Annotated in this window: 18 protein-coding genes and 1 other annotated feature; of the genes, 12 read left to right on the forward strand and 6 right to left on the reverse strand. The window is 69.7% G+C overall.

The window, feature by feature from the left end; all coding sequences use genetic code 11:
• Positions 1 to 41: 41 nt before the first annotated feature.
• From AC1DSZ_RS08750 to AC1DSZ_RS08765, 4 genes are all read right to left on the reverse strand, one after another.
• On the reverse strand, positions 42 to 2,363 hold the full coding sequence (locus AC1DSZ_RS08750; protein WP_476837992.1) for a heavy metal translocating P-type ATPase: 2,322 nt from the start codon (positions 2,361 to 2,363) through the stop codon (positions 42 to 44).
• Between the two features lie 62 nt (positions 2,364 to 2,425).
• Entirely contained in the window at positions 2,426 to 3,202 is a 777-nt protein-coding gene (locus tag AC1DSZ_RS08755) for a VOC family protein (protein ID WP_476837993.1), read from the reverse strand.
• 26 nt (positions 3,203 to 3,228) lie between these two features.
• A complete protein-coding gene (locus AC1DSZ_RS08760; RefSeq protein ID WP_476837994.1) occupies positions 3,229 to 3,714 on the reverse strand; it encodes a VOC family protein in 486 nt (161 codons plus the stop codon).
• A gap of 10 nt (positions 3,715 to 3,724) precedes the next feature.
• Positions 3,725 to 4,162 carry a VOC family protein gene (locus tag AC1DSZ_RS08765; protein WP_476837995.1) on the reverse strand — a complete coding sequence of 146 codons (438 nt, stop codon included), beginning with the start codon at positions 4,160 to 4,162 and terminating at the stop codon, positions 3,725 to 3,727.
• A 72-nt stretch (positions 4,163 to 4,234) separates the two neighbouring features.
• Between AC1DSZ_RS08765 and AC1DSZ_RS08770 the strand changes: the two genes are divergently transcribed.
• From AC1DSZ_RS08770 to AC1DSZ_RS08785, 4 genes are all read left to right on the forward strand, one after another.
• Entirely contained in the window at positions 4,235 to 4,939 is a 705-nt protein-coding gene (locus AC1DSZ_RS08770; RefSeq protein ID WP_476837996.1) for a winged helix-turn-helix transcriptional regulator, read from the forward strand.
• A 305-nt stretch (positions 4,940 to 5,244) separates the two neighbouring features.
• Positions 5,245 to 5,994, forward strand: a complete 750-nt coding sequence (locus tag AC1DSZ_RS08775) for an SDR family NAD(P)-dependent oxidoreductase (RefSeq protein WP_476837997.1) — start codon at positions 5,245 to 5,247, stop codon at positions 5,992 to 5,994.
• 11 nt (positions 5,995 to 6,005) lie between these two features.
• Complete coding sequence (locus AC1DSZ_RS08780; protein ID WP_476837998.1) at positions 6,006 to 6,860, forward strand: transketolase; 855 nt, start codon at positions 6,006 to 6,008, stop codon at positions 6,858 to 6,860.
• On the forward strand, positions 6,860 to 7,891 hold the full coding sequence (locus AC1DSZ_RS08785; protein WP_476837999.1) for a transketolase family protein: 1,032 nt from the start codon (positions 6,860 to 6,862) through the stop codon (positions 7,889 to 7,891). Before AC1DSZ_RS08780 ends, AC1DSZ_RS08785 begins: the two co-directional genes overlap by 1 nt.
• A 7-nt stretch (positions 7,892 to 7,898) precedes the next feature.
• Here AC1DSZ_RS08785 and AC1DSZ_RS08790 read toward each other — a convergent pair whose 3' ends face one another.
• Together AC1DSZ_RS08790 and AC1DSZ_RS08795 are read right to left on the reverse strand one after the other, a co-directional pair.
• Complete coding sequence (locus AC1DSZ_RS08790; protein WP_476838000.1) at positions 7,899 to 8,870, reverse strand: methyltransferase domain-containing protein; 972 nt, start codon at positions 8,868 to 8,870, stop codon at positions 7,899 to 7,901.
• 235 nt (positions 8,871 to 9,105) lie between these two features.
• Positions 9,106 to 9,161: a sequence feature (sul1 is cis-regulatory element that is thought to sense ions involved in sulfur or methionine metabolism; They are found in Alphaproteobacteria), on the reverse strand.
• Between the two features lie 148 nt (positions 9,162 to 9,309).
• Positions 9,310 to 10,815 (reverse strand): class I adenylate-forming enzyme family protein, encoded by a 1,506-nt coding sequence (locus tag AC1DSZ_RS08795; RefSeq protein ID WP_476838001.1) that lies wholly within the window; start codon positions 10,813 to 10,815, stop codon positions 9,310 to 9,312.
• Positions 10,816 to 11,034: 219 nt separating this feature from the next.
• On the opposite strand from AC1DSZ_RS08795, the gene AC1DSZ_RS08800 reads away from it, so the two are divergent.
• Genes AC1DSZ_RS08800 through AC1DSZ_RS08835 form a run of 8 tightly spaced genes read left to right on the forward strand, consistent with a single transcriptional unit; the run spans position 11,035 to position 19,904 of the window.
• Positions 11,035 to 11,793, forward strand: a complete 759-nt coding sequence (locus AC1DSZ_RS08800; protein ID WP_476838002.1) for an IclR family transcriptional regulator — start codon at positions 11,035 to 11,037, stop codon at positions 11,791 to 11,793.
• Between the two features lie 4 nt (positions 11,794 to 11,797).
• Complete coding sequence (locus AC1DSZ_RS08805) at positions 11,798 to 13,861, forward strand: hydantoinase/oxoprolinase family protein (protein WP_476838003.1); 2,064 nt, start codon at positions 11,798 to 11,800, stop codon at positions 13,859 to 13,861.
• A 4-nt stretch (positions 13,862 to 13,865) separates the two neighbouring features.
• Positions 13,866 to 15,413 (forward strand): hydantoinase B/oxoprolinase family protein, encoded by a 1,548-nt coding sequence (locus AC1DSZ_RS08810; protein ID WP_476838004.1) that lies wholly within the window; start codon positions 13,866 to 13,868, stop codon positions 15,411 to 15,413.
• Between the two features lie 36 nt (positions 15,414 to 15,449).
• Positions 15,450 to 16,589: an ABC transporter substrate-binding protein gene (locus AC1DSZ_RS08815; protein WP_476838005.1), complete on the forward strand. Its 1,140-nt coding sequence runs from the start codon at positions 15,450 to 15,452 to the stop codon at positions 16,587 to 16,589.
• The gene (locus AC1DSZ_RS08820; protein WP_476838006.1) at positions 16,586 to 17,317 is read left to right on the forward strand and encodes an ABC transporter ATP-binding protein; all 732 of its coding nucleotides are present in this window, start codon (positions 16,586 to 16,588) and stop codon (positions 17,315 to 17,317) included. The genes AC1DSZ_RS08815 and AC1DSZ_RS08820 overlap by 4 nt, the downstream gene beginning before the upstream one ends.
• Positions 17,286 to 18,263, forward strand: coding sequence for a branched-chain amino acid ABC transporter permease (locus AC1DSZ_RS08825; RefSeq protein WP_476838007.1), 978 nt, complete (start codon positions 17,286 to 17,288; stop codon positions 18,261 to 18,263). The genes AC1DSZ_RS08820 and AC1DSZ_RS08825 overlap by 32 nt, the downstream gene beginning before the upstream one ends.
• A complete protein-coding gene (locus AC1DSZ_RS08830) occupies positions 18,260 to 19,033 on the forward strand; it encodes an ABC transporter ATP-binding protein (RefSeq protein ID WP_476838008.1) in 774 nt (257 codons plus the stop codon). The genes AC1DSZ_RS08825 and AC1DSZ_RS08830 overlap by 4 nt, the downstream gene beginning before the upstream one ends.
• A complete protein-coding gene (locus AC1DSZ_RS08835) occupies positions 19,026 to 19,904 on the forward strand; it encodes a branched-chain amino acid ABC transporter permease (protein WP_476838009.1) in 879 nt (292 codons plus the stop codon). Before AC1DSZ_RS08830 ends, AC1DSZ_RS08835 begins: the two co-directional genes overlap by 8 nt.
• Positions 19,905 to 19,924: the final 20 nt, after the last annotated feature.

Raw genomic sequence — 19,924 nt, forward strand, 5'->3', positions numbered from 1 at the left:
GGCCGCGCTTGCGGGGCGGAGGTTAGGGTGCGGGGATCGCGTTACGCAACCGCGCCGGCCGCGTCCGGCCTATGCGCGCCGGTCGGGGCGGCAGGTTCGGCTTCGCGCAGGACCGGCTTGAAGCGGCGGAGCCGCAGCGCGTTCGCGACCACGCTGACGCTGGAGAACGCCATCGCGAGGCCGGCGAACATCGGCGACATCAGGATGCCGAAGGCCGGGTAGAGCGCGCCCGCGGCGACCGGAATGAGCACGACGTTGTAGCCGAACGCCCAGGCGAGGTTCTCGCGGATGTTGCGGATGGTGGCGCGGCTGAGCGCGATCGCGTTGGCCGCGCCGGCGAGGTCGCCGGACATCAGCACCACGTCGGCGCTCTCGATGGCGATGTCCGCGCCGGCCCCGATCGCGACGCCGACATCGGCCTGCGCGAGTGCGGGGGCGTCGTTGATGCCGTCGCCGATGAACGCCACCCTGGCGGCGCCGTCGGCCTGTAGGCGCGCCACGACGGCGGCCTTGTCGGTGGGCAGCACCTCGGCGACCACCTCGTCGATGCCGAGACGGCGCGCGATGGCGTCCGCGGTTGCGCGGTTGTCGCCCGTGATCATGACGATCCGCAGGCCGAGCGCGCGCAGCGCGTCCAGGGCGGCGGGCGTGGTCGGCTTGATCGGGTCCGAGACCGCCAGGATGGCGGCGAGCCGGCCGTCCACGGCGGCGTAGAGGGGCGTCTTGCCGTCGCGGCCGAGGCGGGCGGCGGCGTCGGCCAGCGGCGCGGGATCCAGCCCGAGCTTGCGCATGTATCGATCCGCTCCGACCTGGATTGTGCGGCCAGAGACTTCGGCCGAGACGCCGTAGCCGGGCTCGGCCGCAAAGCCGCTGGTCTCCGGGATCGTAAAGCCGCGCCGGCGCGCCTCGGCCACGATGGCGGCCGCGACCGGGTGCTCGGACCGGCTCTCCACGGCGGCGACGAGGGGCAGGAGATCGTCGGCGGCGAAGCCCGGCAGGGCCTCGATGTCGGTGAGCTCCGGCTTGCCGCGCGTCAGCGTGCCGGTCTTGTCCACCGCGACCACAGTGGCGTTGCGCAGTTGCTGCAACGCCTCGCCGCGCCGGAACAGGATGCCGAGCTCGGCCGCCTTGCCGGTCCCGACCATGATGGAGGTGGGCGTCGCCAGCCCCATCGCGCACGGGCAGGCGATGATCAGCACCGCGACGGCGTTGACCAGCGCGTAGGTGAGGGCCGGGGAGGGGCCGAAGGCCAGCCAGGCCGCGAAGGTGAGCGCCGCCAGCGCCATCACGGCGGGGACGAACCACAGGGTGACGCGGTCCACGGTGGCCTGGATGGGCAGCTTGGCGCCCTGGGCCTGCTGGACGGTCTGGACGATCTGGGCGAGCAGCGTGTCGGCTCCCACCCTGGCGGCCCGGAAGCGGAAGGCGCCGACGCCATTCACGGAGCCGCCGATCACCGGATCGCCGACGCGGCGGCTGGCCGGGATGGGCTCGCCGGTGATCATGGCCTCGTCGATATGCGACGCGCCCTCGACGATGACGCCGTCCACCGGGATCTTCTCGCCGGGGCGGACCGACACGATGTCGCCGACCTGCACGGCCTCGATGGCGATCTCCTGCTCCTGCCCGTCGCGGACCACGCGGGCGGTTTTCGCGCCGAGCGTGAGGAGGCGGCGGATGGCCTCGCCGGCGCCGCCGCGGGCCCGGGCCTCGAACAGGCGGCCGAGCAGGATCAGGGTCACCACCACTGCGGCCGCTTCATAGTAGGTGAAGCGGGCGTTCTCGGGCAGCCAGAGCGGCGCGAAGGTGGCGACCAGCGAGTAGCCATAGGCGGCGGCCGCGCCCAGCGCGACGAGGCTGTTCATGTCGGGCGCGAGGCGGACCAGCGCGGGCCAGCCCTTGCGGTGAAAGCGCAGGCCGGGGCCAAACAGCACCAGGGTGGCGAGCACGAAGGAGATGAGCCGGATCGGCTGCTCGCCGAAGGTCCCGAGCAGCCAGTGGTGGAAGGGCGCGTAGAGATGGGCGCCCATCTCGAGAACGAGCAGCGGCGCCGTGCCGATCGCGGCCAGCACCACGTCGCTGCGCAACGCCGCGATCTCGGCCGCGCGCGTCTCGCGCTCGCGGTCGGTCTGCTCCTGGCCGGAGCTCGCCAGCGTGGCGTCGTAGCCGGCGTTCTCGACCGCCTCGATCAGGGCGGCGGGCGCGACGCCCGGGGCCGTCACGGCGGCGCGCTCGGTGGCGAGGTTCACGGCCGCGGCGGTGACGCCCGGCGTTCGCAGCAGCGCGCGCTCGACATGGCTGACGCAGGACGCGCAGGTCATGCCCTCAATGGCGAGTTCGATGGTGTCGCCGGCGGCCGTCATGGAGAAACTCCCTGTATCGACCGGATATAGGGAGTTTCCGGCCGGCGCGCCATGCGGGCGGGTCAGCCCTGCGCGCCGGGAGCCACCATCGCGAACACGGCGCCCTGCGGGTCCATGCACTGGGCGATGCGGCCGCCGTTCGGGACGTCCATCGGGCCGTTGAGCACGGTTCCGCCGCCAGCCTTGACGCGCTCCAGCGCGGCCTCGATCGAGCCGACATTGAAGTAGAACAGCCAGTGCGGAACGGGGATCTGCGGGGGCTTGGTCATGACGCCGCCCTGCACGACGCCGTCCACCGCGAAGATGCGGTAGACGCCCATCGGGCCCATGTCCATGTCGTGGTCCACCGTCCAGCCGAAGCGGGCCGCGTACCAGTCGAAGGCCGGGATGGCGTCGCCGGCGTAGAGCTCGCGCCAGCCGACATGGCCCGGCGCGGTTTTCTGCTCGCAGGGGTTCTGGCCGCTCGCATTGGCCCTGAACAGGCAGAACGCGGCGCCGTGCGGGTCCGCCACCACGGAGAAGCGGCCGATGTCGGGGATGTCGGCCGGTTCGCGGTGCACCTTGCCACCGGCGGCGCGAACCTCCTGCGTCGCCGCGTCCACGTCCGGCACGCCCACATAGCCGATCCAGCCGGGGCGGCCGCCGTTCTGGCGGGCCTCCTCGGGCAGCGTCATGGCCCCCACCGCCGGCATGGCTTCGCCCGGCGGCATCATCAGGTAGTAGGGCTCGGCGCCGTTGGGGTAGCGGTTGGGCGTCCAGCCGACCACGTCGGCGTAGAACGCCAGCGCGGCGTCGAGGTCGGTGGTCATCAACTCGTACCAGACGAAAGGTTGGGCCATGGGATCCTCCTCGCGGGGTGGTCGGCTCAGGTCGCCTCGCCCTCGAAGGCGCGGCGCAAGGTTGGCAGGTCGAGCTTCACCATGTCCATCATGGCGTTCATGTAGCGCCGGCGCCTGGTCTCATCGGGGTCCTTCAGCATCGTGAAGGCTTCCGCCGGCACGACCTGCCAGGAGACGCCGTAGCGGTCCGCGATCCAGCCGCAGGCCATGGGTTGGCCGCCGCCCTCCAGGATGGCGTTCCAGACGCGGTCCACCTCGTCCTGCCCGTCGCAGGAGAGCACGAGCGAGATGGCGGGCGTGAAGCTGAAATTCGGGCCGCCATTCAGCGCCGCGTAGGGCTGGCCCGCGAGCGTGAACTCGACCAGCAGCACGCCGCCCTGCTTCACGGCGGGCGTGTCCACCGGGGTGGTGATCACCGCGCCCATGCGCGAATTGGGTATCGCCGAGCAGTACCAGCGGGCGGCTTCCTCGGCCTGGCCGTTGAACCAGAGGCAGTGCGAGAGTTCGGTCATCGGGCGCTCCTCAGATCTGCGCGGCTTCGGCCGGGGCCATGGCGGTCTTGCAGGCCTCCAGGTCCATCCACATGATCTCCCAGCCGTGGCCGTCCGGGTCCTCGAAAGAGCGGCCATACATGAAGCCGTGGTCCTGGACGGCGCTGGGATCGGGCTTTCCGCCGGCGCCGGCGGCCTTGGCCACCGCATCGTCCACCTCCTGGCGGCTGTCGGCCGAGAGGCAGATCAGGACTTCGCTCGTGGAGCGCGCGTCCGCGATCGCCTTGGAGGTGAACTGGCGATACTTGTCGTGCGTCAGCAGCATGGCGTGGATCGTGTCGGAAAACACCAGGCAGGCGGCCGTGTGGTCGCTGAACATCTCGTTTTTGGTGGCGCCGATCGCCTCGTAGAAGGCGGTCGCCTTGGCGAGGTCCGCGACGGGCAGGTTCACGAAGATCATCTTGGGCATCGGGGGGATCCTCCATGGCTCCTCTCGGGGAGCATTTGCGACCAGTAGCCGAACGTGTTATAAAAAACAACCATGAAGTTAGAAAAAATAACTGAACAGCCTCGTCCCGCCCGGCGCACCTATGACGACGCGTGCGGCACCGCGCATGGGCTGGAGCTGGTTGGCGAGCGCTGGGCGCTGCTGGTGATGCGCGAGCTCATGCTCGGCCCCAAGCGCTTCAGCGACCTGCGGGCCGACCTGCCGGGCATCAGCGCCAACGTGCTGACGCAGCGCCTCGAAGGGCTGGAAGCCTCCGGCCTCGTTCTGCGGCGCAAGCTGCCGCCGCCTGCCGCCGCGCAGGTCTACGAACTGACGCCCTGGGGCTACGAGGCGGAGCCCATCGTGCAGTCCCTTGGGCGCTGGGCGACGCGCTCGCCCCTGCACGATCCGTCGCTGCCGCTGAGCGCCACGTCGCTGATGCTGTCGTTCCGCACCATGTTCGACGCGGCTCGGGCCGACGGGCTTACGGCGCGGATCGGCTTTCGGCTGCGTGACGAGGAATTCCTGGTGGTGGTGGCTGACGGCCGCATCGCGGCGAACCGCGGACCCGCCGGCGAGGGAGCCGCCGTGCTCACCGGCGAGCCCACCGCCGTCGCGGCCGTCGTCTACGGCCAGGTCCCGCTCGCCGCGCTGGAAGCGCAGGGCGCCCTGCGGGTGGAAGGCGACCGCGCCCTGTTCGAACGCTTCGCGACGCTGTTTCCGCTGCCGCCCAAGGTGGGCGAGACGCCGCGGGGCTGAGTTTCGCCAACACTGCTCATTCGCGATGTGTCGAGTGATGACTTCAGCTTTCGAGCCGTCATCCCCGGCGACCTGCGCAGCAGGTCGGGAAGGGGATCCAGGGGCCATGGGCGCGGCTGCCCTGGATCCCCTTCCCGGCGCTTCGCGCCGCCGGGGATGACGGAGAGACTCGAGCTCAATAGCAACTGAAATGACGACTTTCGGGAAGTTGGCGGCCAGACCCAAGGTGGCGGAATTCCGTGCGGCTTAGGCGTTGCCCGCGTGGCGGTTGGTCCTCCATACTCGCCAAAACGCCGGAGGGAACGATGCTGCTGGGGGGAAAGACCGCCGTGATTTCGGGGGCGGCGGGGCGGCGTGGGATCGGGCTCGCGACGGCGCGGCTGTTCGCCGAGCATGGGGCGCGGGTGGCGATCCTCGACGTGGACGCGGCGGGGGCGGCCGAGGCGGCGGCGTCGCTGGGCGAGGGGCATCTCGGCGTCGGCTGCGACGTCACGGACGCGCAGGCGTGCAAGGCCGCGATCGCGCAGACGCTGGCGGCTTTCGGGCAGGTCGACATCCTGCTCAACAACGCCGGCGTGACCCAGCCGGTGCGCACCATGGAGATCGATGAGGCCAGCTGGCGGCGCATCCTGGACGTCAATCTCACGGGCGTGCTGAACCTCAGCCAGGCCGTGATCCCGCACATGCGCGAGCGGCGGGCCGGCTCCATCGTGTGCATGTCGTCCGTGTCGGCGCAGCGCGGCGGCGGCATCTTCGGCGGCCCGCATTACTCGGCCGCCAAGGCGGGCGTGCTCGGCCTCGCCAAGGCGATGGCGCGCGAGCTCGGGCCGGACAACATCCGGGTGAACTGCGTCGCGCCCGGGCTGGTGCAGACCGACATCACGGGCGACAAGCTCACCGAGGCCATGCGGGCGGACATCATCAAGGGCATCCCGCTGGGGCGGCTGGGCGAGGCCCGCGACGTCGCCGGGATCTACCTGTTCCTGGCCTCCGACCTCTCCGCCTATGTCACCGGCGCGGTGATCGACGTGAACGGCGGAATGCTGATCCACTGAAAGGTCTCGCCATGACGCCAACTGACGACCCGGGCGCGGCGCGCGCCAATCTCTCGCTAGCCGAGCGCGCCTGGCGCATCCGCCGCCACGCGCTGCGCATGGGCGAGGTGCAGGGGCAGGGCTACATCGCGCAGGCGCTCGGCATCTCGGACGTGCTCGCCGTGTCCTATTTTCACGCCCTGAACCACCGGCCGGAGGACCCGGCCTGGGAGGGGCGCGACCGCTTTCTCCTGTCCATCGGCCATTACGCCATCGCGCTTTATGCGGCGCTGATCGAGGCCGGCGTGCTGCCCGAGGACGAGCTCGACAGCTACGGCTCGGACGACAGCCGCCTGCCGATGAGCGGCATGGCCGCCTATACGCCCGGCATGGAGATCACGGGCGGCTCGCTCGGCCAGGGGCTCAGCGTCGCGGTCGGCATGGCGCTCGGGCTGAAGCGCAAGCGCTCGCGCTCCTTCGTATACACGCTGTTTTCGGACGGCGAGCTCGACGAGGGCTCGGTCTGGGAGGCGGCGATGTCGGCCGGGAGCTGGAAGCTCGACAACCTGATCGGCATTGTCGACGTCAACAACATGCAGGCCGACGGGCCCTCCAAGGGCGTCTTGAACTTCGAGCCACTGCTGCCGAAGTTCGAGGCCTTCGGCTGGCATGCGCAGCGCGTGGACGGCAACGACATCGAGGCGCTGGTGGCGGCCTTCGACGCCGCCCGCAACCTCGACGAGCCGCGCCCGCGCGTCATCATCTGCGACACCAAGATGGCGAAGGGCGTGCCCTTTCTGGAAGCGCGCGAGCGCAACCATTTCCTTCGCGTGGAGCCCGACGAATGGGCGCAGGCGCTGGACGTGCTCGAAGCCGGGAGGCCCTGATGCGCCGTTCCAAATATGAGCGCCCGGTGCGCGAGCCCGCGCCCGAAGGCGGGCGGGCCAAGACCTCCGCGATGATCGCCTCCATCGCGGGGCCGGACCAGCGGACGAAGCCCGCACCCTTTGGCGAGGCGCTGGCCGCGCTGGCGCAATCGCGGCCGCAGATCGTCGGCATGACGGCGGACCTGAGCAAGTACACGGACCTGCATGTCTTCGCGAAGGCGCATCCGGACCGCTTCTACCAGATGGGCATGGCAGAGCAGCTCCTGATGGGCGCGGCCGCCGGCATGGCGCGCGAGGGTTTCCAGCCCTTTGTGACCACCTATGCGGTGTTCGCGTCGCGCCGCGCCTATGACTTCATCTGCATGGCGATCGCGGAGGAAAACCTCGACGTGAAGATCGTCTGCGCCCTGCCGGGGCTGACCACCGGCTACGGGCCGAGCCACCAGGCCACCGAGGACCTGGCGATCTTCCGCGGCCTGCCGAACATGACGATCATCGACCCCTGCGACGCGCACGAGATCGAGCAGGCCACGGTGGCGATCGCGGACCACCCCGGCCCGGTCTATATGCGCCTGCTGCGCGGCAATGTTCCGCTGGTGCTGGACGAGTACGGCTACCGCTTCGAGCTCGGCAGGGCCAAGGTGCTGCGCGACGGCCGCGACTGCATGATCGTCTCCACCGGCCTCATGACCATGCGGGCCCTGGAAGCCGCGACGCTGCTGGCCCGGGACGGCGTCGACGTCGGCGTGACCCATGTTCCGACGATCAAGCCGCTGGACGAAGCGACGCTGCTGGAGGTCGCGGGCCGCACCGGGCGGCTGATGGTCGTCGCCGAAAACCACACGATCGTGGGTGGGCTCGGCGAAGCCGTGGCGGGCGTGCTGCTGCGCGCCGGCGTGATCCCGGCGGCGTTCAGGCAGATCGCGCTGCCCGACGCCTTTCTGGACGCGGGCGCGCTGCCGACTCTGCACGACCGCTACGGGATTTCCACGCCCAAGGTCGTGGAGCGCGTGCGGGGGTGGCTGGGGTGAGGGCGCCTCAGTTCAGCGCCGTGGCGGGCCTGCGCGCCACGAAGCGGAAGCCGCCGGCGTTCCGGGTGATCCGGAGCAGGTCGGAGGCGTCCGCCGTTCCCTTGAGCTGACGCTTCGCCGCCCAGCACAACCGGCTGATCCAGTTCGGCGCCGCCGCGACAGCCTGCTGCAGGCGCGGCGGCATGCCTGGATAGAGCGCCATCTCGGCCTGCGCGCGCGATCCGCTCCAGTCGTGATTGGGCGCGATCGCGACCACGTCGAAGCCCGCCCGGCTCAGCACCGCCTGCAGGCCGAGATGGGTCATGTGATAGTGGCTGTTCATGTGGAAGGGCTCGAGGAACGCGACCGTCCCGATGAACATGCCGCCCGGCTGGAGCACCCGGAAGGCTTCGCTCACGGCGATGTCCGGAAAGGCGAGGTGCTCCAGAACGGCGATCGAGAGCACGAACGCAAAGGCGCTATCGCTGAACGGGAGCGCATGCGCGTCGGCGAGCAGGTCCGGCTTGTCGCCGTCATAATCGACGCCGAGGTAGTCGAACCCCGTCACCTTGCGGCAGATCTCCTCGAAATTGCGGTTGCCGCAGCCGAGGTCGAGCATCCTCTCGCCTTCGCGGGACGCGCGGGGAAAGTGGCTGACCAAAGGCGCAGTCAGCCGGTTGCCGTAGGCGAGGTCGGGCGTGAAATGCAGGTCCGACACGGATTCGCCCGCGCCGGCGTTGTCGAGCGGGATCTCGTCGATGAGCTTCGAGGCGCCCGTGGCGTCCGGGCTGTAATGCACCGTTCTGTCGATCTGGCTCCGCAGTCGCAGGTCGGGCTGGCCGTTGGCTTGGGGATAATTCGTTCCGCAACCCGTGCAGCGGAAGTCCGCGTCTCCGCCCAAAAGCGCGCCGTGGCACGCCGGGCAGACCACGATGGGGGGAAGTCCGTGGCCACGGACAGTTTCGGCCGCCTCACGGCGGACCATTGGTTCAACACTCATCATCGCTCACACAGCTTTCGCTGGAGACGAAGCGTCGCTCAGGTCTCGTCCACGAGAACCGCTATGTCCTGATGATCCCCCGATCCGCGGCGCGGGTCGGCAGAGCATCAATCCAGTGAGTCACCGCATGAGGAGTGGTCACGACGGACCGTTCTCACCGGCTACAGGATTTGGAAGACCGCAACAGTCAGACAGTGGCGCTACTCGGGCGACAGCTCAGTCTCGGACATTTTTGCGTTGTCCGGCGGATCGGCGGCCGGAAGAGCCACCCGGGATTTCACCGGGTCCTTGCGATGCCTCAGGTGTACGGGCAACGCGCCGGGGGCGCAATACGCCTAAAGGGTGGCGCAGCGCCCAAGCTTGGCCTTTCGAGCCGCGACGTTCGGCAGCGTGGCGCCGTGGCGCCTTGGCGCTAGAGCGCGGTCGGCGCGCCTGCCCGTCACGTCTTGATGCGCTCGCGCAGCTCGGTCTTCAGCACCTTGCCGTAGTTGTTCTTGGGCAGCGCCTCGACGAACTCGTAGCTCTTCGGGCGTTTGAAGCGCGCGATGTTGTCGAGGCACAGGGCGTCCAGGGCAGCCGGGTCGACGCTTTCGCCGGGGCTGGCGACCACGAACGCGACCACCTCCTCGCCCCATTCGGGGTGCGGCCGGCCCACCGCCGAGACCTCCAGCACGCCCGGATGGCGCAGCAGCACCTCCTCGATCTCGCGAGGATAGATGTTGCTGCCGCCGCTGATGATCATGTCCTTGGACCGGTCGCGCAGGGTCAGGAAGCCGCGCTCGTCCATGCTGCCGAGATCGCCCGTGTGCAGCCAGCCGCCGCGCAGGGCCTCGGCGCTCGCGGCCGGGTTGTTCCAGTAGCCCTGCATCATGCAGTCGCTGCGGGTGACGACCTCGCCGATCTCGCCTGGGGGCAGGTCCTGGTCGTTGTCGTCCACCACCCGCACCAGCACGCCTGTCCGGGCGACCCCGCAGGTGCGCAGATCGTCGGGCGCGCCGGCGGGGTCGTGCATGGCCTTCGCGAGCCCGGCGATGGTCATGGGCGACTCGCCCTGGCCGTAGATCTGGTAGAGCCGAGGCCCGAAGATCGCCAGGGCGCGCTGGAGGTCGGCGACGTACATCGGGCCGCCGCCGTAATAGATCGTCTTGATGCTCTCGGTCCTGAGCGACGCCGCGAGGGGGCTGTGGACCAACCGCGTCAGCATGGTGGGGGCCGCCCACATGGTGACGTTCCGGTACCGCGTGAGCGCGTCCGCGATGGCCTCGATGTCGAAGCCGGGCAGCACGACCTGGTGGCCGCCCCTGAGCAAGTGCGGCAGGGCGAACAGGCCCGACGCATGCGAGAGCGGCGCCGTGTGCAGCTTCACGTCGCGGGCGTCGAGCGCGTCGATGTCGGCGTAGTAGGAATAGCTCATGAAGAGCAGGTTGCGGTGGCTCAGGATCGCGCCCTTCGGCCGGCCGGTGGTTCCGCTGGTGTAGAAGATCCAGGCCCGCTCCTCGGCGTCGCCGGCGTGAACGGCGCGCGGGCCGGCTTCGAGCAGCTTTGCGTAGTCCGGCGTGCGGGTGCAGATCAGAGCTTCCAGCGTCTCTGCCTGCGAGGGGAGGGGCGCCAGGCTCTCGGCGAGGCCCGGGGTCGTGAAGGCGAAGCGCGCGCCGGAGTCGCGGACGATGTGCTCGACCTCGCGGGGGTGCAGCTTGGCGTTCACCGGCACGACGCAGAGGCCCGCCGTCCAGCAGGCGACGAGCAACTCAAGGAACTCGCCGCAATTCTCCATCGCGAGTACGACGCGGTCGCCGGGAACGAGCCCGCGCGCGCCCAGGGCGGCGCCGATGCGGGCGGCCCTGTCCACGAAGGTCGCGTAGCTGTGCGTGATCGGCCCGTCCGTCACCGCCGGGGCGTCGGGCTGGCGGCGGGCCACGTCCCGGATCATCGCGGCGAGGTTCATGGCGTCCTTCTCCCCTTGTTGCGCATCGTGCCTTTGGCCGAGCGCCCGGTGCTTCTCGCGTCGCGGGCGTTCCGGCGAGCGGCTCGACCCACTGTGTCGACACAACCGACATGATGGTTGACGACGCCGCGAAGTTCCAGCACTGTTTGAAATAATGAAACAGCGTTTCACTATTTGAAACGCTCAGGGTTGGAAATGAACGACGTCCTGGACAGGCCCATGGCAGGCGCGACGAGCACGCTGGATCTGGCGCTGCGGATCGTCGAGTTCCTGGCCTATCAGAGCGGCCCGACCACGCTCGCCGCCATCGCGACCGAGTTCGGCGCGTCCAAGGCCACCGTTCATCGGCACCTGCGGGGCCTGGCGAGCCGGGGCTTCGTCCGGCAGGACCCGGCCACGGGCCGCTACGACGTCGGCGTGAAGCTGATGGTGCTCGGCGAGGCTTGCCGCAGCCGGTTCGACATCGTCACCACGGCCCGGCCCGAGCTAATCCAGTTGCGCGACCTCACCGGCCAGGCGGTGACGATCTGCGCCCTGGTGGACGGCGACGTCGTGGTGCTGGAGCTCACCCAAGGCCGCACCGTGATCGAGTTCGCGACCCGGCCCGGAACGCGGCTCGCGATGCACGCCAGCGCGCACGGCAAGATCTGGCTCGCCTTCGGCCCGGCCACGCTGCTCGAGGCCGTGCGCCGGGAGCCGCTCCCGGCTTGGACGCCCGAGACCATCACGGATCCGCAGACGCTGGAGCGCGATGTCGCGAAGGTCCGCGCGCGCGGCTGGTCCACGGCGCCGGACGAGGTGATCAGCGGCGTCAACACCATCGCGGCGCCGGTCTACGACCATCAGGGCCGCCTCGTCGCGTCCATCGCGATCGTCGGAGCCAAGCAATTCATCCCCGCCGACCCTGCCGACACGCAGGTCGAGGCGGTCGTCGGGACCGCGAGACGCATTTCGCGGGCCTTGGGCTGGAGAGAGTAACCCCATGACGTACTCGCTCGCTGTCGACATCGGCGGCACATTCACCGACATCGTGCTGCGCCATGACGGCGGCGCGCTGACCGTCGACAAGACGCTCACCACCCACCATGACCTGCTGGAAGGCTTCTTCGGCGGCGTCCACGCGGTGCTGGCCAAGGCCGGCGTCCAGCCGTCCGACGTCGGCGGCGTCGTGGTGCACGCCACCACGGTGGTGACCAACGCCCTGATCGAGCGCAAGGGCCAGCCCACCGCGCTGGTGACCACCGAGGGTTTCGGCGACGTGCTCTTCATCCGCAACGAGCACCGCTACGAGATGTACGACCCGCAGATCGAGTTCCCTGAGCCGCTGGTGCCGGCCGAGCTCACCTTCGGGGTCGCGGAGCGGACGCTGGCGGACGGCCGAGTCACGCTTGAGCCCACGCAAGCCGCCATCGCCACGCTGGTCGAGCAGGTGGCGGCGAGCGGCGCCAAGGCGCTGGCGGTGTGCTTCCTCAACAGCTTCGCCAATGCCCAGAACGAGCGGCTGGTGGTCGCCGGCCTGCGCGAGGCGCTGCCGGATCTCTTCATCTGCTGCTCGTCCGACGTGGCGCCGCAGATCCGCGAATATCCGCGGGCGTCGACCACCACGGTGAACGCCTACGCGATGCCGATCTCGCAGCCCTATCTGCGCCGGCTGTCCGAGCGCCTGGGCCGCGAGGGCTTCGCCAACACGCCGCTGATCATGCTGAGCTCGGGCGGCGTGGTCGGGGCCGAGACGGCGGGGCGCAACCCCGTCCGGATGATCGAGAGCGGCCCGGCCGCCGGCGCGCTGGCGGCCTGCCACTACGCCGAGCTGCTGGGCGTCGACCGGCTGATGTCGTTCGACATGGGCGGCACGACCGCCAAGGCCTGCCTGATCGAGGATCGCCAGCCGCTCGTCACCGGGCTGTTCGAGGTGGACCGGCGCTACCGCTTCAAGGAAGGCAGCGGCCTTCCGGTGACGGTGCCGTCCATCGACATGATCGAGATCGGGGCCGGCGGCGGCTCCATCGCGCATGTGGATGCGCTGGGGCTCCTGAAGGTTGGCCCGCACAGCGCCGGCTCGCAGCCGGGTCCCGCCTGCTACGGGCGCGGCGGCCAGAACGTCACGGTCACGGACGCCGACCTGATGCTGGGCCTCATCGACGCCGAGAACTTCCTCGGCGGCGACATGCGGCTCGACCTACCGGCGACCGAGCGCGCCATGGCGGCGCTGGCCGACAAGCTGCACGTCACCCCGGTGGAGGCCGCGCGCGGCGTGTTCCGGGTGGTCACCGAGGCGATGGCGTCGGCGGCGCGCACCCACGCGACCGATCGCGGCGTCGATTATCGCGGATTGCCGCTGTTCGCCTTCGGGGGCGCGGGTCCGCTCCACGCCTGCGAGGTCGCGAGCCTGCTGCAGAGCACCAGCGTGATCGTTCCGCCGCAGTCGAGCGTGCTGTCGGCCTTCGGCACGCTGGTAACGCCGGTCCGGCTCGACCTCGTGCGCAGCGATCTCGGGCGGCTGGGCGAGCTCGACTGGAGCCGCGTCGACGGCATTCTCAACGAGCTCACCGCAGAGGCGACCGCGGCTCTGGGCGAGGCTGGTTGCGCGCCCGGGGACGTGAGCTTCAGCTTCGGCGCGGACATGCGCTATGTCGGCCAGCAGCACGAGGTGGCTGTGACATTCGCCGAGGACCCGCGCGCCGGGCGCGACCTCGCCGATGTCGAGCGCCGGTTCACCGAAGCCTACCGCACGCTCTACGGCATGAACCCCTCGCATGTGCCGGTCGAGATCGTCACCTGGCGGGTGACCGCGCGTGGGCCGCTGGTCGGCGTCAAGGCCATTCCCAAGGCGGGCTCATCGCCCGGCGAGCCGCGCCGCCACCGTCTCGTCCACGCTTGGGCAGACAGCCAGAACACGCCTGTCTACAATCGCGCCGACCTCGCCGTGGGCCAGTCGATCACCGGCCCGGCGATCATCGAGGAGCGCGAAACCACCACCGCCCTGCCGCCCGGCTGGGTCGCCGTCATCGACAGCCTCGGCTGCATCGTCGCCACGAAGGGATAAACCGATGGACGGCGTCGAACTCGAAATTCTCTGGTCCAACCTCATCGGCATCGTGACGGAGCGCTCCAAGGCGCTCCAGCGCATCGCCTTCAGCCCCATCGTGCGTGAGGCGGGCGACCTCGCCTGCGCGCTGTTCGACCTGCGCGGCCGCATGGTGGCGCAGGCCAACACGGGCACGCCCGGCCATATCAACTCGCTGGCCTTCGCGGGCGCGCATCTGGTGCGGCTGTTCGAAGGAAAATGCGAGCCGGGCGACGTGCTGATCACAAACGATCCGTGGCTGTCGGCCGGCCACTTCTTCGACATCACCATCCTGACGCCGATCTATGACGGCAAGCGGCTGATCGCCTATATCGGCTCAACCATCCACCACACGGACATCAGCGGCTACGGCATCGGGGCCGGCGCGCGCGACGTCCATGAGGAGGGGCTCTGGATCCCGCCGCTGAAGCTCTATAAGCGCGGTGTCCCCAATCCGGTGCTGCACGCCATCATCGGCCGCAACGTGCGCACGCCGGACGCGGTGTTCGGCGATCTCGCCGCGCAGGTGTCGAGCGGGCACGCCGCCGCCGAGCACCTGATCGCGCTGTGCCGCCGCCACGGCATCGACGACATCGAGGCGCTGTCGGACGAGATCATCCAGCGCTCGGAAGACGCCACGCGCGAGGCCATCCGCAAGCTGAAGCCGGGCGTCTACCATGGCGAGAGCCAGTTCGACGTGCCGGGCGGCCAGGTGATCACGCTGAAGACCGCGGTCACGATCGACGCCGAGAAGGGCGGGATCACGGTCGACTTCGAGGGCTCCACCATGCAGGTGCCGATGGGCATCAACGTGGTGCTGAACTACACGCACGCCTACTCGACCTTCGCGATCCGCAGCTGCCTCAACCCGGAGCTGCCCAATAACACCGGCAGCCTCGCGCCCATCGAGATCAAGGCGCCGCTCGGCTCCATCGTGAACTGCAAATACCCCGCGCCGGTGAACGCCCGGCATGTGGTGGGCATGTATGTGCCGATGCCGATCCTGAAGGCGCTGCACCAGGTGATGCCCGAGCGCGTGCTGGCCGAGGGATCGGGCGCGGTGTGGACCATCCAGATCCAGGGCAAGAAGCCGGATGGCGAGCCCTTCACATCCTCGATGTTCAACTACTCCGGCGGCATGGGCGCGCGCGCCACGAAGCCCGGCCCGAGCGCGACCTGCTACCCCACAGGCGTGGCAGCCGTGCCAATCGAGATCCTGGAAGCCGCCATGCCGATCGTGTTCGAGCGCAAGGAGCTGCGCCAGGGCTCCGGCGGCGCCGGCCACTCGCGTGGCGGCGACGGGCAGATCATCCAGTTCAGGATGCTGACCGACCAGCCATGGCTGCTGAACGCCGTGCCGAGCCGCCTCGACAGCGGGCCGGACGGTGTGGGCGGAGGCATGCCCGGCAAGGCCGGTCGCTTCCAGATCAATGGCCGTGACGTCAGCGAGCCGCGCAAGCTCACCATGCAGGCCGGCGACGTCGTGCTGCTGGAGACGCCCGGCGGTGGAGGGTTCGGATCGCCCGACTAAACGGGCGTCCGCGAAACAAAAAACGGGAGGGAAACAATGTCCAACACGATGAGAATGGCCGCGATCGGCCTGGCGCTCGGCGTCGTCGCCAGCGGGCCTGCGCTGGCGCAGGAGCCCTACAAGATCGGCATCTCGGCCGGGCTTACCGGCTACGCGGCGACGGTCGACCGCGCCTGGCGTGACGGCGTGGAGCTCGCGGTCGCGGCCGTGAACGCCAAGGGCGGCGTCGCGGGCCGCAAGGTCGAGGTGGTGGTCGAGGACAACCGGTCCGAGCCGCAGGAGGCCGTCACCGTCTATCGAAAGATGCTGACGTCCGACAAGGTCAATATCTTCATCAGCGGCTGCGTCTCGGCCGGCAACTTCGCGGCCGCCGGCCTCGTGGTGCGCGCGCAGGTGCCGATGGTGCTGTGCTCGATCCTGCCGCAGCAGCCCGACCAGGTGAAGTGGGCCTACACGACCCTGCCGCCGGCCGGCTTCGAGGTGACCAAGCGTCTCGAATATCTGAAGGAAAAGACCGACGTCAAAAAGATCGGCGTGCTGCATGACCCGACCCCTTACGCCAACCTGCAGAAGGCGGCGGCCGAGAAGTCGGCGGCCGACTACGGCATCGAGGTCGTGGGCGTCGAGCAGTACAAGCAGGACGATGCGGACCTCTCCGTCCAGATCGCCAAGATGAAGGCGGCCGGCGCCAAGGCGATCCTGAAGATCGGCCTCGGCGGCACGACCCTGACGGCGGCCAAGAACATCAAGCAGCTCGGCGGCGACCTCTTGATGCTCACTAGCCTGGAGGACATCGCGGTGTTCAAGCCGGTGGCCGAGGTGCTGGGCGACAAGTTCCTGTTCGTGGCCTCGCCGTCGCAGGTCTACGAGGGCCTGCCGGCCGGCCCGCTGAAGAGCGAGATCGGCAAGTTCCTGGAGCCTTGGAAGGCCAAGTTCCAGGACCGCGACCCGAACTGGGCCTCGCGCGGCTGGGACGGCGTGATGCTCACCGTGGCGGCGATCGAGAAGGCGAAGTCGGTCGAGGGACCGGCGGTGCGCGACGCGCTGGAGACGCTGAGCGGCTTCCAGGGCACGACCGGCGTCTACGACATGAGCGCCACCGTGCATCAGGGCCTGACCAAGAACCCGTTCTTCATCGCGACGATCAGCGACGGCAAGGTGAAGGTCGTTCAATGACCCTGGCGAGCGCGCCCGGCGACGCGATCCTCGAGACGCAGGCGCTCACGGCCCGCTACGGGCACGTGCGCGTCCTCGCCCCGACGGACATCCGGGTCCGGACGGGTGAACTCGTCGCCATTCTCGGCCCCAACGGGGCCGGGAAATCGACCCTGCTGCGCGCCATCCTGGGGCTGACGTCGACCACCGGGCAGGTGATGTTCCAGGGCAAGCCGCTGCCCCGCGGCGACGCCGTGGCGGTGAGCGCGCGCGGCGTCGTGCTGGTGCCCGAGGGGCGCGGCATCTTCGGCCCGATGACCGTGGAGGAGAACCTGCAGCTCGGCGCCTACCGGCTGGGCCGCGACAAGCCCGAGTTCGAGCGCCGGCTGGCGCGCGTGCTGGAGCTTTTTCCCCGTCTCGGCGAGCGCCGGGCGCAGCTCGGGGGCTCGATGTCCGGAGGCGAGCAGCAGATGCTCGCCATCGGGCGCGCCCTGATGGGCGACCCCAAGATCCTGCTTCTCGACGAACCGTCGCTGGGCCTCGCGCCTCGCATCACGGCCGAGATCTTCGAGAAGCTCGCGACCCTGCGCGACGAGGGGCTGCCCATCCTGCTCGTCGAGCAGAAGGCCCCGGCGGCGCTCAAGATGGCCACCCGCGTGTATGTGCTTTCCCTTGGCCGCATCGCGGCCAGCCTGGACGCCGATCAGATCACGAGCCATGAAGACCTTGCGCAGTACTACTTCACCTGACTGGCGCAGCGCGCTTCGCCTGCTGCCATGGGGCCTTTCGGCGCTCTTCGTGGGCTATGGCTTCGTGGCCGGAGGCTATCCGGCGACCGTGATCGGCTTCGCACTCGTCTACGCGGTGTTCGTGACGGGCCTGAACCTGTTCATGGGCTACACCAACCAGGTCTCGTTCGGCCAGAACGCCTTTGCGGCGGTGGGCGGCTACATGTCGGCGGTGCTGACCACGAACTACGGGTGGCCGGTCGTGCCCGCCATGGGGGCGGGGGTGGCGGCCGCGGTGCTGCTCGCCTTGGTGATCGGCTATCCGACGCTGCGCCTCAAGGGCCACTACCTGGCGATGGGCACGCTGGCGATCGGCCTGATCACCTACGAGATCGCGGTGGAGTGGCAGTCGGTCACGCAGGGCTATCTCGGCATTTCGGGCATCCCGCCGCTTGGCGTCGGCTCCTACGAGGTGACGTCGGATCGCGGCCAGCTCGCCTTGCTGGTCGCCATCGTGCTGGCGTCGACCTTCATCTCGGCGCGCATTCGCGACTCGCGCATGGGCCGGGCCTTTCTGGCGCTCGGCGCGAGCGAGAACGGGGCGCTGGCGCTGGGCGTCGACGTCGCCCGCACCAAGCTGCTCGCCTTCCTGGTGTCGGCCGCGTTCGCGGCGCTGGCCGGGTGCCTGTTCGTGCACGTGGTCGGCTATGTGAGCCCCGAGGTGTTCGGCCTGCACATGGTGATCCTCGGCTTCACGATGCTGTATGTGGGCGGCGTCGGCAGCGTCGCCGGGCCGCTGGTCGGCGCGCTGATCGTCAGCCTGATGCCGGAGGTGTTCCGCGGCTTCAAGGACTACCAGGATCTCGCCTATGGGGCGGCCCTGATCGTGATCCTCATCTATGCGCCGCGCGGCTTGGCCTCGCTGTTCGACCGGGCCAAGGCCCGCCCGCGGAGCGCCGACCTATGACCCGCCTCAGCGTCCAGGGCGTCACCAAGCGTTTCGGCGGCGTCACCGCCACGGGCGACGTCAGCTTCGACGTGCCCGCCAAGGGCGTCACCGCCGTGATCGGCCCCAACGGGGCGGGCAAGACGACGCTGTTCAGCCTTGTCTCCGGCTTCCTGACGCCCGACCAGGGCCGCATCCTGTTCGAAGGCGAGGACATCGTCGGCATGCGGCCGGACAGGCTCGCCGCCAAGGGGCTCGTGCGCACGTTCCAACTCGTGCAGCTCTTTCCGGACCTGACGACGCTCGACAACGTCAAGGTCGGCCAGCATCTGCAGACCCGCAGCGGCCTGCTGGCTGCGGTGTTTCGCCCGGGCTCCACCCGGCGCGAGGAGGCCACCGTCTCGGCGCGCGCCCGCGAGTTGCTGGCGCTGGTCGGCCTGCTGGACGTCGCCGACCAGCCCGCCAAGGTGCTTTCCTATGGCCAGCAGCGCCTGCTCGAAGTCGCACGGGCGCTGGCTGCGGGCCCCAGGCTCGTGCTGCTCGATGAACCCGCCGCCGGGCTGGACGCGGCCGAGTCGAAGCGCCTCGCCGCCGTGATCCGCACCATCGCGGACCAGGGCGTCACGGTGCTGCTGATCGAGCACGACATGTCGCTGGTGATGAACGTCGCCGATCGGGTCGTGGTGCTCGATTTCGGCCGCAAGATCGCGGAAGGCGCCCCGGCCGAGGTGCGCGCCCACCCGGCGGTGATCGCCGCCTATCTGGGTGGAGTGGAGATCGCCGATGTCTGATCCGACCTACATCGCCCAGGTGCTGGTGAGCGGCCTCGGCACGGGCTGCATCTACGGGCTCATCGGCATCGGCTTTTGCGTGATCTACAACGCGAGCGGCATCGTGAACTTCGCCCAGGGCGCGTTCGTGATGCTGGGCGGGATGCTGACGCAGCTGCTGCTGATGCGCTACGGCGTGCCGCTGCTGCCGGCCGCCGCGGTCGCCATCGTGGTCGTGGCCGCCATGGGGATGCTGCTGGAGCGCCTCGTCGTGCGCCCGCTGTGGGACCGCAACGCGACGATGTTCGTCATGATCCTGGCGACGCTCGCGGCCCAGATCGTGGTGGAGCGCGCCACGCTGCTTGCGGCCGGCGACCAGCCGCGCACGCTGCCGGTGTTCACCGACGTGCCGCCGCTGATGCTGGGGCGCGTCGCGATCAGCGTCCAGCTGCTCTGGATCCTCGGCGCGTCGGCGCTCGTGATCGCGGCCCTGACGGCCTTCTTCCGCTACACGCTGGCCGGCAAGGCCATGCGGGCGTGCTCGATCGACCGCGAGGCGGCGGCCCTGCAGGGCATCCCGGTGAAGCGCATGCTGGCGTTGTCCTTTGCGCTCAGCGCGGCGCTCGGGGCCACGGCGGGCATCCTGATCACCCCGACGCAATACACGGCGTTCAATGTCGGCGTGCCGTTCGCGATCTCGGGCTTCATCGCCGCAATCGTGGGCGGGTTCGGTCGGCCGCTCGGGGCCTTTCTGGGCGGATTGCTGCTCGGGCTCGTGCAGGCGGGCGCCATCGCGGCGCTGGGGTCCGGCCTGAAGAACGTGGCGGCGCTCTCGATGCTGCTCGTGTTCCTGTTCCTGCGTCCGGGCGGCATCCTGGGCGCAGCCAAGTAGGCGTCACACCAACGGAGATC

Source organism: Alsobacter sp. P4_H11 (assembly GCF_056400925.1).

Excerpts from the sequence above, each read along its gene's own strand:
- AC1DSZ_RS08750 (WP_476837992.1), bottom strand. The coding sequence starts at position 2,363 with ATGACGGCCGCCGGCGACACCATCGAACTCGCCATTGAGGGCATGACC.
- AC1DSZ_RS08755 (WP_476837993.1), bottom strand. The coding sequence starts at position 3,202 with ATGGCCCAACCTTTCGTCTGGTACGAGTTGATGACCACCGACCTCGAC.
- AC1DSZ_RS08760 (WP_476837994.1), bottom strand. The coding sequence starts at position 3,714 with ATGACCGAACTCTCGCACTGCCTCTGGTTCAACGGCCAGGCCGAGGAA.
- AC1DSZ_RS08765 (WP_476837995.1), bottom strand. The coding sequence starts at position 4,162 with ATGCCCAAGATGATCTTCGTGAACCTGCCCGTCGCGGACCTCGCCAAG.
- AC1DSZ_RS08770 (WP_476837996.1), top strand. The coding sequence starts at position 4,235 with ATGAAGTTAGAAAAAATAACTGAACAGCCTCGTCCCGCCCGGCGCACC.
- AC1DSZ_RS08775 (WP_476837997.1), top strand. The coding sequence starts at position 5,245 with ATGCTGCTGGGGGGAAAGACCGCCGTGATTTCGGGGGCGGCGGGGCGG.
- AC1DSZ_RS08780 (WP_476837998.1), top strand. The coding sequence starts at position 6,006 with ATGACGCCAACTGACGACCCGGGCGCGGCGCGCGCCAATCTCTCGCTA.
- AC1DSZ_RS08785 (WP_476837999.1), top strand. The coding sequence starts at position 6,860 with ATGCGCCGTTCCAAATATGAGCGCCCGGTGCGCGAGCCCGCGCCCGAA.
- AC1DSZ_RS08790 (WP_476838000.1), bottom strand. The coding sequence starts at position 8,870 with ATGAGTGTTGAACCAATGGTCCGCCGTGAGGCGGCCGAAACTGTCCGT.
- AC1DSZ_RS08795 (WP_476838001.1), bottom strand. The coding sequence starts at position 10,815 with ATGAACCTCGCCGCGATGATCCGGGACGTGGCCCGCCGCCAGCCCGAC.
- AC1DSZ_RS08800 (WP_476838002.1), top strand. The coding sequence starts at position 11,035 with ATGGCAGGCGCGACGAGCACGCTGGATCTGGCGCTGCGGATCGTCGAG.
- AC1DSZ_RS08805 (WP_476838003.1), top strand. The coding sequence starts at position 11,798 with ATGACGTACTCGCTCGCTGTCGACATCGGCGGCACATTCACCGACATC.
- AC1DSZ_RS08810 (WP_476838004.1), top strand. The coding sequence starts at position 13,866 with ATGGACGGCGTCGAACTCGAAATTCTCTGGTCCAACCTCATCGGCATC.
- AC1DSZ_RS08815 (WP_476838005.1), top strand. The coding sequence starts at position 15,450 with ATGTCCAACACGATGAGAATGGCCGCGATCGGCCTGGCGCTCGGCGTC.
- AC1DSZ_RS08820 (WP_476838006.1), top strand. The coding sequence starts at position 16,586 with ATGACCCTGGCGAGCGCGCCCGGCGACGCGATCCTCGAGACGCAGGCG.
- AC1DSZ_RS08825 (WP_476838007.1), top strand. The coding sequence starts at position 17,286 with ATGAAGACCTTGCGCAGTACTACTTCACCTGACTGGCGCAGCGCGCTT.
- AC1DSZ_RS08830 (WP_476838008.1), top strand. The coding sequence starts at position 18,260 with ATGACCCGCCTCAGCGTCCAGGGCGTCACCAAGCGTTTCGGCGGCGTC.
- AC1DSZ_RS08835 (WP_476838009.1), top strand. The coding sequence starts at position 19,026 with ATGTCTGATCCGACCTACATCGCCCAGGTGCTGGTGAGCGGCCTCGGC.